The 13,491-nt window shown below is 61.4% G+C and carries 9 protein-coding genes, 2 tRNA genes and 3 pseudogenes; 9 read left to right on the top strand and 5 right to left on the bottom strand.

The window, feature by feature from the left end; genetic code table 11:
• Window positions 1–122, top strand: a pseudogene (locus tag ABMA46_RS21280) (ATP-binding protein); the annotation flags it as partial.
• 130 nt (window positions 123–252) lie between these two features.
• Here the strand turns inward: ABMA46_RS21280 and ABMA46_RS21275 are convergent.
• A tRNA-Gln gene (locus ABMA46_RS21275) sits at window positions 253–326 on the bottom strand.
• A 526-nt stretch (window positions 327–852) separates the two neighbouring features.
• Here ABMA46_RS21275 and ABMA46_RS21270 point away from each other — a divergent pair.
• Window positions 853–2,379 (top strand): DEAD/DEAH box helicase, encoded by a 1,527-nt coding sequence (locus tag ABMA46_RS21270; protein WP_349001997.1) that lies wholly within the window; start codon window positions 853–855, stop codon window positions 2,377–2,379.
• Window positions 2,380–2,597: 218 nt separating this feature from the next.
• Window positions 2,598–3,367, top strand: a pseudogene (locus tag ABMA46_RS21265) (IS5 family transposase).
• 29 nt (window positions 3,368–3,396) lie between these two features.
• On the opposite strand, the pseudogene ABMA46_RS21260 reads toward ABMA46_RS21265, so the two are convergent.
• Together ABMA46_RS21260 and ABMA46_RS21255 are read right to left on the bottom strand one after the other, a co-directional pair.
• Window positions 3,397–4,350: pseudogene (locus tag ABMA46_RS21260) on the bottom strand (IS630 family transposase).
• Window positions 4,351–4,806: 456 nt separating this feature from the next.
• Complete coding sequence (locus ABMA46_RS21255) at window positions 4,807–5,508, bottom strand: class I SAM-dependent methyltransferase (protein WP_349001996.1); 702 nt, start codon at window positions 5,506–5,508, stop codon at window positions 4,807–4,809.
• A gap of 317 nt (window positions 5,509–5,825) precedes the next feature.
• On the opposite strand from ABMA46_RS21255, the gene ABMA46_RS21250 reads away from it, so the two are divergent.
• The 4 genes from ABMA46_RS21250 (at window position 5,826) to ABMA46_RS21235 (ending at window position 9,325) form a co-directional block, all read left to right on the top strand.
• Window positions 5,826–5,899: transfer RNA gene (locus tag ABMA46_RS21250), tRNA-Cys, on the top strand.
• Window positions 5,900–6,066: 167 nt separating this feature from the next.
• Window positions 6,067–6,735 (top strand): protein-L-isoaspartate O-methyltransferase family protein, encoded by a 669-nt coding sequence (locus ABMA46_RS21245; RefSeq protein ID WP_349001995.1) that lies wholly within the window; start codon window positions 6,067–6,069, stop codon window positions 6,733–6,735.
• Window positions 6,736–6,910: 175 nt separating this feature from the next.
• Window positions 6,911–8,317: a TolC family outer membrane protein gene (locus ABMA46_RS21240; protein ID WP_349001994.1), complete on the top strand. Its 1,407-nt coding sequence runs from the start codon at window positions 6,911–6,913 to the stop codon at window positions 8,315–8,317.
• A 198-nt stretch (window positions 8,318–8,515) separates the two neighbouring features.
• Window positions 8,516–9,325 carry a PopZ family protein gene (locus ABMA46_RS21235; protein ID WP_349001993.1) on the top strand — a complete coding sequence of 270 codons (810 nt, stop codon included), beginning with the start codon at window positions 8,516–8,518 and terminating at the stop codon, window positions 9,323–9,325.
• 14 nt (window positions 9,326–9,339) lie between these two features.
• Here the strand turns inward: ABMA46_RS21235 and ABMA46_RS21230 are convergent, their stop codons facing one another.
• Both ABMA46_RS21230 and ABMA46_RS21225 read right to left on the bottom strand, forming a co-directional pair.
• Entirely contained in the window at window positions 9,340–10,161 is an 822-nt protein-coding gene (locus ABMA46_RS21230) for a DUF72 domain-containing protein (RefSeq protein ID WP_349001992.1), read from the bottom strand.
• A gap of 498 nt (window positions 10,162–10,659) precedes the next feature.
• On the bottom strand, window positions 10,660–11,088 hold the full coding sequence (locus ABMA46_RS21225) for a hypothetical protein (RefSeq protein WP_349001991.1): 429 nt from the start codon (window positions 11,086–11,088) through the stop codon (window positions 10,660–10,662).
• A 909-nt stretch (window positions 11,089–11,997) separates the two neighbouring features.
• Between ABMA46_RS21225 and ABMA46_RS21220 the strand changes: the two genes are divergently transcribed.
• Together ABMA46_RS21220 and ABMA46_RS21215 are read left to right on the top strand one after the other, a co-directional pair.
• Complete coding sequence (locus ABMA46_RS21220; RefSeq protein ID WP_349001990.1) at window positions 11,998–13,326, top strand: SIR2 family protein; 1,329 nt, start codon at window positions 11,998–12,000, stop codon at window positions 13,324–13,326.
• Between the two features lie 34 nt (window positions 13,327–13,360).
• On the top strand, window positions 13,361–13,491 hold a 131-nt coding region (locus ABMA46_RS21215), incomplete at its 3' end, for a transposase (protein ID WP_425475763.1).

The raw sequence follows: 13,491 nt of genomic DNA, 5'->3' as shown, positions 1-13,491 counted from the left end.
ATCGCCTCACCCATCACTGCCACATCCTGGAGACCGGAAACGACAGCTTCCGCTTCAAGAACAGCTCCGCCCAGACCACACCAACAAAGAAGGAGAAAGCACCCACCTTGACCAAAACCTAAGACCCAAACCATACATGAAGGCGGGTCACTTCTCGGCGAAAATCCCGGGTCAGCTCTCAACGGAAATCAACACTCAGACGTTCCGAAAGGTCCGGAATCCCGCGGATTACAAGGATTTCTGGGAGCAGTTTGGCTGGGGAACCTGGATTCGAACCAGGACTAACGGAGTCAGAGTCCGTGGGTCTACCGTTAACCTATTCCCCAACAGGCGCATTTGGTGAACGCCGAGGTAAAACGTTCGGTTGCATCAAGCGCAACCCGGCGGCACGGCAAGCCGTCGTCGTTTCGGCTGCCTTTTAGCCGTCGCTCCGAAAGAGTCAAGCCCGTGTCCGGGTTCGCAAGACATGAGCGCGCGTATCGCGGTGGATGCCGATGGTTACGGCTGGCTGTCGAGGCGGTTCGGCCGCAGGCGCTCCCTTTGAACCCTTGGTCCGACCGTAAAGGAAAGATATGTTCCTTGCAATGCTGCATTGCAACATGAGCCTCTTGCTTTTAGCGCCCGACTCCGCCATATGAGCGGCCATAGGCGCATGGGCCGGGTGATCCGGCTTTCTCCTCGCGTTGAGACTGGTTGCGTCTGTTTCCCCTTTTCCGGTTGCCGGCAAAGCGGCGAACAAGCCCCGTGGCATGAGGCCGGCGGGCACGACAGCGCAGCCGTGCGGACGTGACGCGTCCGCCGCCTTGTCGTTTCCAGAAGATTTTCGCCGGCGGGTTGCGCCCCGCCGCGCATATGTTTGCGGCCAGGGTGCCGCGTGAAAGAAGACGAATTTTGACCAATGACATTCAGGCGGAGCTTTCAGGCTTCGCCAAGCTCGGCATCGACGGCCAACTCCTCAAGAGCACGCTCGCTGCCGGATTCACTGACCCGAAGCCGATCCAGGTCGAGGCGATCCCCGCGCAGATGGAAGGCCGCGATATTCTGGGAATCGCCCAGACCGGCTCCGGCAAGACGGCCGCCTTCGCGCTGCCGATCCTGTCGAAGATCATGGCGCTCGGCACCAAGCGCCGCCCGAAGACTGCGCGCGCGCTGATCCTGGCGCCGACCCGCGAACTTGCGGTCCAGATCGAGGACACGATCAAGCTGCTCGCCAAAGGCGGGCATGTCTCCACCGCCCTGGTGCTTGGCGGCGTGTCGCGTTTCAGCCAGGTCAAGCGCATCGCGCCCGGCGTTGATTTCCTCATCGCGACGCCCGGCCGGCTGATGGACCTGATCCGGGAGCGTGACGTGAACCTGTCCGAGACAACCTGGCTGGTGCTCGACGAGGCCGACCGCATGCTCGACATGGGGTTCATCAACGATGTGCGGCGCATCGCCAAGGCGACGCATCCCGCGCGCCAGACGGCACTGTTCTCGGCCACCATGCCGCAGGCGATCGCCGACCTGGCGCAGGGCCTGCTGCGCGATCCCGTCCGCGTCGAGGTCGCGCCGCAGGGCACCACTGCCGCCGAGATCCGGCAGAGTGTCGTGCTGGCCAGGACCAAACAGAAGCGCCAACTTCTGTCGAAAATGCTGGCCGACGAGACGATGCGCTCCGTCATCGTCTTCGCCCGCACCAAGCATGGCGCCGACCGCGTCACGCGCGACCTCGAACGCGACGGCTTCCCGGCCGCCGTCATCCACGGCAACAAGAGTCAGAACGCCCGCCAGAAGGCGCTGAACGGCTTCCGCGACGGCTCGGTCCGTATTCTCGTGGCCACCGACATCGCCGCGCGCGGCATCGACGTGCCCGGCATCAGTCACGTCGTGAACTTCGATCTTCCCGATGAGGCGGAAAGCTACGTGCATCGCATCGGCCGCACCGGCCGTAACGGCCTGGACGGCACGGCGATCACGCTGGTCGATCCGTCGGAGAACGGCAAGCTGCGCCAGGTGGAAAGGATCATCCGCATGAAGCTGCCGGTCGATGCCGATCATCTCGGCGAACCCGACCCCCAGCAACCCGCCCATGCGCGCGGCGAGCAAGGCGGCCGCACGGACGATTTCGAAGCACGCCGGCAGGACGGCCGCCGCCGCGAGGGTGCTTCCGGCAGGAACGGCGACAAGGCGCGCCCGGGAAAATTCAAGGGCAGCTTTGCAGGCAAGCCCGACCGTGAGCCGCGAGGCCCGGCCAAGCCGGGGGCTGCCAATGCCGGAAAGCCGCAAGGCGGGCATCATGCCGCCGGCCGGCCGGACGGGCAGCGCCAGCCCGGCGGGCCGAAACCCTTCCGCGGCAAGCGCCGGCCGCCCCGGCGCAACCGCGCTCCGCGCGCGGCGTAGACGAGACACGCGCGCCGCCAAGCTCTTCGGTCGGGTCGATCGCTACGTGGCAAAGCGCATGGGGGGCCGGCATATATGGTGCTGGCAATCCCGTAACCGGCCGGCCGAGGCTGGCGCCGGCATTGTAATGGCCCCTAGGACCAATCGACATTCAGGATTCAGTTTTGGCGTGATGTGTGATTCATGGGGCTCTAGATTCGCTGATCTGGAGCCCGATGATGTCAAAGCCGAAGCGCTACGAACTGAGCCTTGAGCAATGGCGCCGGGTCAAGGATTTGTTGCCCGGCAAGTCCGGTGATCCTGGTCGCTCTGGGGCTGACAATCTCAATTTCGTCAACGGTGTGCTCTGGGTACTTCGCTCCGGCGCGCACTGGCACGACCTGCCGGAGCGCTACGGAAAATACAAGACGGCGCACAAGCGCTTCACGCGATGGGCGAAGGCCGGCGTTTGGGAACGCATCTTCGCCCAACTCATCGATGATCCCGACAATGACTATGTCAGTCTCGACTCGAGTCTTGTGCGCGCCCACCAGCAGGCAGCCACCGGAAAGGGCGGCGGCCAAAAAGGGGGGACCAGGCTCTGGGGCGCTCCAGAGGAGGATTGACGACCAAGATCCACATGGCCGTGGACGCGCTCGGCCGACCGCTGAAGCTGATCCTGACACCCGGCCAGCGCGGCGATGCACCGCTCGCCCCGGCCCTGCTCGAAGGCCTCTCGCCGCGTCGCGTGCTGGCCGACAAGGCTTATGATTCCAATGCCTTGAGAGGCCTGATCGCCAGCATGGGCGCGGAAGCGGTCATCCCCTGCAACCCGACCCGCAAGCAGCCAATCCCCTACGATTTCGAGGCCTACAAGGTCCGAAACACCGTCGAACGCTGCTTCAACAAGCTCAAGCACTTCCGCCGCATCGCAACCCGCTTCGATCGGCGCGCCAAACACTTCCTCAGCTTTCTCCAACTCGCCGCAGCTATGCTGTGGATGCGATGAATGTCGATTCAGCCTAGAGCATCGGACGTTCATGTGAGTCCATATCCTGCGGCGGTGAAGTAGTTTCTGCATTCTGTTTGGGAGAAGAGATTGCAGATATTGCCGATGGCCTGCCACAGGGCGTCGATTGTTGTGACGGCCTTGGCACGCAGATGCGCCTTGAGCTTGGCGAAGGCCATTTCGATCGGATTGAGATCGGGGCTGTAGGGCGGCAGGAACAGCATCCATGCGCCTCTGGCCTTAATGGCCGCCTCGGCTGCCGGACTCTTGTGGGCAGCGAGGTTGTCGAGGATGACGACATCACCCTTTGCCAGCGTCGGAGCGAGTTGCGTTTCGACGTAGGTTTCGAATATGCGCCGGTTCATCGGCGTGTCGATGACGAAAGGGGCGGTGAGCCCATAACAGCGCAGCCCGGCGATGAAGGTCTGCGTCTTCCAATGTCCGAACGGTGCCTTTGAGCGCAGCCGTTGGCCCTTCAGGCAGCGTCCGCGCAGGCGTGTCATCTTGGTGGTGGTTCCGGTTTCATCGATGAACACCAGCCGATGCGGCTCAAGGCGCATCCGCGGCTGGCGTTTGGTCCGCCATTCCTGCCGCGCCTTTCTGACGTCAGGACGATCTTGCTCGCTGGCCAGCAGCGTTTTTTTTGAAGCGGTAGCCATTCCTGATGAGCCAGCGCGAGATCGAGGCGGCAGCCACCTGGACACCTGCAGCAGTGGCCAGTTCGGCGGCAAGCTCCGACATGGTGATATCGTCCTTCTCGGCCACGCGACCAAGCAGAAACCCACGATGCGGGTCGAGCTTGGAATGGCGGCGACCGCCACTGGCCTTGGGGCCAGGCTCTCAGTCTTTCGATAGTTCCTCATCAGGATCACAACGAACGAAACCGACACCCGAAAATGGGCCGCCGCCGCATGCCGTGAATGGCCGGCGTCGACATAACCAACAACTCGTTCACGCAGATCGATCGAATACGGCTTGGGCATCGCAAATCACCTCCACAGGGAAGTGAATCACAAACGCTGCCTCACCGGAATCCCTATCGATTCAAGCTGAACATCCGACGCTCTAGCAGGGTGATTGGACGCCATGCCTTGCCGGTCGGTCAGCGCCGTCCCTAAATTCGTCCGCTGCCGCCATGGCGGGCAGGGCGCTCGCGTCGGGAGGTCGTGGCGGGCGTTTCCCATGATGGCCGGGTAACGCTTTCCGCAACTTCTGCTCCTTAAACTGCAGAGCCCCTGAAGTTGGTGCGTCGGTTTATGGCGGCCGGTTTCCGGCAATGGCAAGCGGTCTTGCGTTCGAGCGATGGCATACCAAGTCTGGAGTGGACGGTGCCAGCGGCAAGCGTGGGAAACTGCGTCGCGCCTATAAAGCCCCCATGGTGGGGCGGACCGACATAGGCGGCAAAATGATTGTCGCCCGGGTGCAACTGACGGGCATTCTCACGCTGCAGGAATCTTGAAAGACGGGTCAAATACGGCGCGCGCCATCTTTTGGTTTCTTGGATGGCCCCATTCGCCGATGAAGTCGAGCCGCCACGGCAGTCCGGCCGCTGCATGATGCAAATCGGAGATGCTGTAGTGATAGGGATCTTTGTGCGGGTGTGAGACTATGCCCGGACATTGTTCGACAGGATGATGCAGTGTGTTGTTTGGCGCCGCAAAGATCGTGAAAAAGAACGTTGTCGGCTTTGTAAGGTGATCAGCGAGCTTCGCCAGGCAAAGGCGCATGTGGTTGAGCGGAAGATGGGTGAATACGGACTGCGCGATACAGAAGTCGAACTCGGTCGGCAGACCCGGAAACGTGAAGTCGTCATCGATGACGAGATGATCGCGCGGCAGTTTGTCGGCTAGTCCCTCGGGAACGATTTCTTTTTCGTAACCCGCATCGAGAAGAGGACGGCTTAGGTCGGTACCCCAATAGTTTCCCGCGGCAAGGTACCGAACGGCGGGGACTCCCAACCGCAGGCTTCCGCACCCGATGTCGAGCAGGCGGCTTTCAGGTCGCAGGCTGTGTCGCTTGAGAAAATCAAGCTGGTTGCGACCATATTCCTCCCATTCCCCTCCGATAATTTTGCGGTGTTCGCCCTCCTGCACGATTCGCTGTATTGCTTCGTTATTATAGTAGATCGAGAAAGCAGACATTTATCGCCCTGAAGAATGAGATCTGCGCCTTACTCGTCCAGAAGTCGTACATTATCTCGCGAGCGTAGGCTCCGACCCGTCCAGTATCATTCCTGGTCGAGACTATCGCATTTTGGAGCACGGACACAATGACTGTTCCCGACTTTCGCAAAGCAGGTTCCCGTTTCTTTCACGAGGAGCCTTCGGCGCTTGAAGAAATCTTTCCTGTATCCGTCATCCGGAATGGCCGGAGGAAACTTTTCGGGACGGGGCTTGCGTGCTTGACTGAAAATTTGGGCTAACCTATTGAGATGCCCGTGAAACGCCGGGAGCGACGAGGCCTCGTGGCGGAGTGGTTACGCAGAGGACTGCAAATCCTTGCACCCCGGTTCGATTCCGGGCGAGGCCTCCAAATTCCCTGATCCCGTTTCATCGGCTGCCGGTTCCTGCATCGTCCCCAGGAATCTCGCGGCGAAGAGGGGACTTCGGCCACATGCTGTGGCAAGGTCTCCGCCAAGGGACAGCGGCGGCAAAACCCGCGCCGAAGCGGGCCAGCGCCAGAATGGGACTGTCAGGGGCATGATCAGCGATTTCTCAGAGCGTCGCCTCAAGATGGTGGACGGCCAGATCCGTACCACCGACGTCACCAGCGCGCCCTTGCTGGACGCTTTTCTGACCATTCCGCGCGAGCGCTTTATCGGTTCCGCCGATCCGGCGATCGCCTATATCGACGAGGATATCCGGGTCGCCACCGGGCCTGAAGGGCCGCGTTACCTCATGGAGCCGTCGCCGCTGGCGCGCCTGATCCAGCTCGCGGACGTGCAGCCTTCCGACACCGTGCTCGATGTCGGTTGCGGCACCGGCTACAGCAGCGCCATCCTGTCGCGGCTGGCGCGATCGGTGGTGGCGGTGGAAGGCGATTCGGGTCTGGCCGCGCAGGCGTCCGCCGCGTTGGCGCAGACCGGCTGCACGAATGTCGACGTGGTCACGGGTCCCTTGTCGCAGGGCCATTCGGCGGCTGCGCCCTACAACGTGATCCTCATCAACGGCAGCGTGGAGGAAGTGCCTCAGGCGCTGTTCGACCAGCTGGCGGAGGAGGGTCGTCTCGTCGCCGTCGAAGGTAATGGAAATGCGGGCGTCGCCCGTCTGTTTTTAAAGACTACTGGTGTCGTTACCGGACGGCGTGCATTTAATGCGGCAATTAAGCCACTACCCGGATTTGAACGGGCGCGCGTTTTCGAGTTCTGAGTTATTTGCCTTGCGGCCAACGCGTTCTCATGTTGGCTAAGGTGTTAAATAATCGTTGCCGACTCGTCCCGGATTCGGGTTGACGACGGCGGCGGGGAACATCAGCGGTGCGGCATCGAGTCCGGCGGAGCGATCCATATCGCGTTGGTTCCCGTGAGCGAATGAGGGACGTGCCGTGCTTTCTGTGAACAAGAGTCTTTTCGCCGCGCTTCTGGTGTCCGCGGCCGTGCTCTCGCCGGTCACGGCGTCGGCCGAGACCATCTTCGGCGCGCTCTCCAAGGCCTACCAGAACAATTCCCAGCTCAACTCGGCGCGCGCCGGCGTGCGCGTCACCGACGAAGGCGTGGCCATCGCCAAGTCCGGTTATCGTCCCACCATCGCCGGTTCCGCCAGCATCGACTATTCGACCACGCGCGGACCATCGACGTCGCTCAATGGGGCGAAGGGTACGACGCACCTGACGACGGGCAGCTTCGGCGTCCAGATCGACCAGACCATCTTCGACGGCTTCCAGACCCGCAACAACGTCGCGGCCGCCGAGGCGCAGGTGCAGGCCTCCAACGAGAACCTGCGCAATACCGAGCAGAACATCCTCTACAACGCCGCCGCCGCCTATATGGACGTCATCCGCGACCGGCAGATCGCGGTGCTGACCGAGCAGAATCTGAAAGCCATGACCGAGCAGGTTCGCGCCGCCCGGTCGCGGCTTGAGGTGGGCGAGGGCACCCGGACCGATGTCGCCCAGACGGAGGCGCAGCGGTCTTCGGCGATCGCCCAGCTCAGCGCGGCGCGTGCGCAGGCGCTTGCCAGTGCCGCGACCTATCGCCAGATCGTCGGCGACGATCCGGGCAAGCTGAAGGCCGCGTCGCCGCTGACGAAGCTGCTTCCCAGGAACATCGATTCGGCATTTGCGCTGGCGGCTAACGAGCATCCAGCCATTCTCGCCACCGAGCATGCGGTCGACGCGGCGGCATTCAACGTCAAGTCGGCGGAAGGCGCGCTGCTGCCGCAACTTTCGGCGTCGGCCGGGGTGTCGAGAAGTTACAAGGACAGCAATCTGCCGGGCGTCGGCAACGACAGTTCTGACTATTCGAATTCCGCAAGCGTCGGCGCGACGCTGACGATTCCTCTCTATCAGGGCGGACGCGTCTCGGCGCAGGTCCGCCAGAACAAGGAATCGCTGTCGCAGGCGCGCATCGAGGTCGATGTCAGTCGCGACCAAGTGCGCCAGGCCGTCGCCTCGGCATGGTCGCAATATACTGCCGCGCGCGAGAGTGTCGATGCGAACCGGGCGCTGGTATCGGCTGCGCAGCTCGCGCTGGACGGCGTCATCGAGGAGCGCAATGTCGGCCAGCGCACCACGCTCGACGTGCTGAATGCACAGAACGACGTGACTACGGCGAAGATCAATCTCGCCAGTTCCGAGCATGACGTCGTGGTGGCGAGCTACGCCATCGTGCTGGCGATCGGGCATCTGTCCGTCGATCGTCTTGGGCTCCAGGTCGCGGTCTACCATCCCGAAGAGCACTACAAGGCCGTCAAGGACAAGTGGTACGGCCTGCGCACGCCGGACGGTCGCTGAAGCCGGCGCCGCTTCGGGACCCGCCGGCTGGCCGAATCTTCTGGTCTGGTGAATCCCCTAATCTGTTGAAATCCAAGGCACCGGGCGAATGGGGATTCTCGTCTCGGAGTTGATCCGCTACGCTTGGGAAGGTGATTCGACGGTGGCCAGGCTATCGCGGATCCTGAATTCTGGGTCACAAGGGCGGCGGATGTGACGATGGCGACAGCAAGCAGCGCACAGCGCGAACCTTCGATGGAAGAGATACTGGCTTCGATCCGCAGGATCATCGAAGACAGTGATGGCGGACGTCGACCTGCCGGCGATGTCTCTGAGCAGCCCGACGAAGCTGAGCAGACCGCCGGGACAGAAACGGGAGCCGCCGAAGCGGATGCCGGGGACGTGGAAGTCTTCCGCAGCGAATTGCGCGCCGTTCCGATCGATCCCGACCCAAGCGATCGGGCATCCTTATCTCTGCCGACCGAGGCCGCTCCCAAGACGTTCGATTTTGCAGCAAGCGAGCCGGCCGCCGCTTCCGCGACGCGGCCGACTTCGCTGGCCGAACTCGGTGCCCGCGTCGCCGCCGGCGAGAGTTTCAATGCCGCCGCGGCCCGGCCAGTCCCGGAGACGGCGCCCGAAATTGAGCCCGACATCGAACCGGCGGGCGGCGACCGATTTTCCGGACGGGCCGAGCCCGTGGAGTCCCTTGACGCAGACGCCGCGTCGTCCGACGAGCCGCAGGTCGAGATCGACGACGACGACCTGCTCCTCGATGAACCGGAAGACCAGCCGGCTGCAACGGCCGCTCCCCGACCGACGCTCGTCTCGGAACAGACGGGACGCCAGGTGGCCGCCGCGTTCGGCGAATTGTCGGAAGCCTTCGCCAGCCGCAGCAAGAAGAGCTTCGACGAGATGGCCGAGGAGATGCTGCGGCCGATGCTGCAGGATTGGCTGGACAACAATCTGCCGACGCTGGTCGAGCGCCTGGTGCGCGAGGAGATCGAGCGGGTGGCGCGCGGCGCCGGCTGAGCGGGACCGCCCCCTCAGCCGCTGACCCGCTCCATCAAGGCCCTGGCGCCGAACGGCGCGCGCACCTTTCCCGCGGTGATGAAATAGACGAACACGTCGCGCGGTTCCTCCGGCGCGACCGTCGCGGGGGCGGCCTTCGGCAGGTCGTCCGGCTCCCCGCCTTCCGCCCATACCTTCACGCGTCCGGCCCATTCGTCCAGCCGCCCGGGCTCGTAGCAGTCGGGGTTCTCGTCCTTGCCGGTCTGGAGACGGGCATAGACGAAATCGCCGGTGACGTCGGCGATGGCCGGATAGGTGTGGTGATCCGCATAGACGATCGCCACGCCGTATTTCCGCGCCAGCGCCGGGAACTCGGGCACGACGAAGCTGCCGTTGCGCACCTCCACCGCGTGGCGCAGCTTCACGCCGTCCTGTTTGTCCGGCAGAAGCTTGAGAAAGGCCTCGAAGTCGTCCGGGTCGAATTTCTTCGTCGGTGCGAACTGCCACAGGATCGGCCCGAGCTTCTCGCCGAGCGCGGCCACGCCGGAACCGAGGAAGCGCATCATCGATTCGCCGGCCTCGCCGAGCACGCGGCGGTTGGTGACGAAGCGGTTGCCCTTGAGCGCGAACACGAAGCCGTCGGGCGATTCGTTGGCCCACTTCACGAAGGTCGGTTCCTTGAAGCTGGAATAATAGGTGCCGTTGACCTCGATCGTCGGCACCTGTCGCGACGCGTAATGCAACTGCTTCGCCTTCGCCAGCTTGTCCGGATAGAAGGACGTGTCCCACGGCTCGAAGGTCCAGCCGCCCATGCCGGCTCGTATCCGGCCGGCGCGGATCGTTCCTGACTTTGCCATGCGTTCCTCCTCGAAGACTGCGGATCGCCTCAGCGAGACCTGCTGTCTAGAGCATTTCCGGTGAAAACAGGATCGCCTTCAATGCTCCATCCTTTTGTTCCTACGCAATTCCGGACGCAAAACCGCTGCACACTTTTGCTGGAATTGCTCTAGAAACCACGTGCGCCCGGCTCTTGCCACAGCAAACCGTGAAGACGGTGCACGCTCCTGCCAATTCCGGCCCAAAGCTGGTCCAAGCCGAGCGTGAAGAGCCTTTCCGTGAAAGGCGCCCGTCCGGTTTCATGCGGCGTCACTACCCCAAATGGGGTGTGCGGAATGTTTGCGCCGGCGCTAGTATCGGCAACCCAATCCCGGTTCTTTGGCTCGGGGGCGGCAGGCGGCACCCAACGGCCGCCGTTCGCCGTATGCTGGGGGTAGAGCGGGCGGGCCGGGCGGCCTGTCCGCTCATTTTTCGAGACGGCAGGCGGTTCCTGTCTTGCTTGCGGAGATTTTGGGCGGTCAGGACGTGTCGCGTCCTTCCAGCGCATAGAGCGCCAGCCCGGTCGTTCTCGACAGCACCTCATGAACTTCATGCCGGCCCCTGCGCCGCCAGCCCGGCGGCCGGCCCATGCGCAGCGGCCAACAGCGAATGATTTTCGTGCGCGTTTTTTCGCCGCGTGCGGCGGCCTGGGAGTGGCGGCGCCACAACTCTGCGGCCGCTTCCTTGTCGGCTGCGCCTCGCGCTACGGCTTCCCTTTCCTGCGCGCGTGCGGTTGCGCGGTGGCGCCAGCGGGCGAAGCGCCTGGCTTGGCCCGGCAGGTCGTCCAGCGCCCGTTCGAGCGCCTGCAACCGCAGGACAAGCCGCGTCGCATCGACCGGATCGCCGGGCGCCGGCGGCGGCGGAATCGGTGACGGCTGGGTGTAACCGGGAACCGAGATGCGCGGCATGCAGGTCCGGGCAGGCCGGCGCGGACGCCAGCGGGGCAGGGTATCCAGCAGCGGAAGCATATGTCCGCGGATGGCGGCGCCTCCTGTCGCTCCGGGGCGGCTGCCGGGTTCGGCCCTGCGGCCGTGCGTCCGCCGATCGGTGTAAAGGACCACTGCCGGCGCACCCCCACCCCTAACCGTGCCGGGGCGAGCCACGGGTCTCGCCCGTCCTTCGGACCCCCGCAAGGGGGAGGGGGATTTTGCAGCGCCTGCGCTCAGTTTATCTGCTGGAGAACCAAGCGAGACGTCGGCGACTCCCTCCCCCTTGCGGGGAGGGGTAAGGGGTGGGGGTGCGCAAACGCCTGCAGGAATCCCGAGACCGCCCGAGCCTGCACCTCCCGGCACGGACCGCACAGGCACGACGAGCATCTCGCGCGCGGCGGCGATGACCAGCCGTCGCGCCGCCGACTCGGCCGGCCGCAACAGCCTGAGCACGGCACGATGAAGATGACGAGGTAGAACGCGACGTCCGCCCTCAAGGAGAGGTCCGCAATCGTCGGACTGCCCGGCGGGAGTAACAACGGCCGTGCCGGCAAATCCCGCCATCGCCACAAGCATCGCCACGATGCGCTTCAGCGCCGCGCGGTTTATCTCGATTGCCAGGTTCCAGTCCATCACCGCCTCCATTCAGGCGGCGGGATTGTAAGGCAGGGCAGGAGGCGTGGGGATAAAGGAGTGCAATTTGTCGGAGAAAGCGGATTGGCGCCCCAGGGTCTTGCCTCCGGCAAGCCCGAGGACAGGCTATGTTAGCTTATGGTGTCCGAAAAACCGGCATCAGGCCACATCCCTATCTCTTGACGAGCACAGGCGTAGTTCTACAGATTGAGAGCCAACCATTGAGGTGTCTTAGGCAACCGGTAGGAGCGGGTCATGGAAATCGACGATGCAATTAGATGTGCTCTAGACGGTGATGCCATGCTTTTCGTGGGTGCTGGTCTGTCCTTTCTCTCCAAGAACCGGGACGGCGAGCAGATACCGGACGGAAAAGCGCTAGTTGATCTATTGCTGGAGCAACCCATTGGTACCGGCTCGCCACACACACTAGAGCGCGTTGCCGGCTACGTAGTTAGAAATAAAGGAACAAATTTTACTTACGATCTAATAAAAAATTGTCTTACAGTAACACAAGTAGACGAGAAATTACCAATTCTCTATGATATACCATGGCGCCGTATCTATACAACAAACTATGATAACGCCATTGAAATGTCACTGGCCGGGAGACGACCAGTATCGTCGCTTACTCTCAACGACGAACAAGCACGAGCCAGCACTGGAGCAATAATTCATATCAATGGCTTCATAAACGAAGTAAGCCCAGCCACACTCCAGGCAAATCTGACCTTGACGGACTATGCGTACGCTACGTCGCGCTTGCAAGATTCAGAATGGTTTAGATTCTTTCTGAAGGACTTGAGCGCAGCTAGAGCAATTTTCTTCGTGGGGTATAGCCTCTCCGATCTCGATATTCAGAGGGCACTGATATCCGATCCATCGTTGGCAAGAAAGACGTATTTTTACGTCTCACCTAAGGCCGATGATTTAGAGAAAGGTGTCATAGCGGATTTTGGGCAACTCATTGAAGGTGGCATCGAGCAACTTTTGTCGTCAATAACTGTAGTTGGAGCCAACTACGAAGCTGTGAGATTTTCTACGGGTTTTGTAGCACTAAAGGAAATCACGGCCTTTGCCGACAATGGATCGAGCGAATCAAACGCAACGAAAATAAAAGAACAGTTAGTATATGGGAGATTGCCCGAACATGAGGTTCTACATAGCGAATTTGTGTTTGGAAATCAACCATATTTAGTTAGTCGGCGGCAGGATAAAGACATATCTGCCGCTTTATCGAGAGGCCCATATAGAGATATACTTATCACAGGCGAGCTTGCATCAGGAAAAACTGCTAGCTCTCTAAACTTGGCATCGATCCTTATAAAGCAGGGATATAAGATCTATTATGCCAATAAGTCTCTTAAATTAATTGAAGAACTACGTAAACTTACATCAAATCGCACTAAAATTGCAGTTATATTTGAAAATTATGTGTCCATGTTGGATGAAATTCGAGATTATGCGTCACGGCGCCCCATAGAGCATCGAATAATATTAACTGAGCGCTCTGTCACGCATGATCTTTTTTCAGATTTTATTACTAAGACTAATCATCTAGGTTCAGGACCTATTAAATTGATTTGAGATGTGATTCACAGTCTTGTTTGAGGAGGCTGTGATGAGTGATTTGTTTCTGCTGAGCGCGCGCCAGATGGCTCGGATCTCGCCGTTTTTTCCCTTGGCGCATGGCGTGCCGCGTGTTGATGACCGACGGATCGTGAGCGGGATCGTCTATGTGATCCGCAATGG

It is taken from the genome of Mesorhizobium hunchu (assembly GCF_040081975.1).
GTDB lineage: Bacteria > Pseudomonadota > Alphaproteobacteria > Rhizobiales > Rhizobiaceae > Mesorhizobium > Mesorhizobium hunchu.
This window is presented reverse-complemented; position numbering and strand designations above follow the sequence as displayed.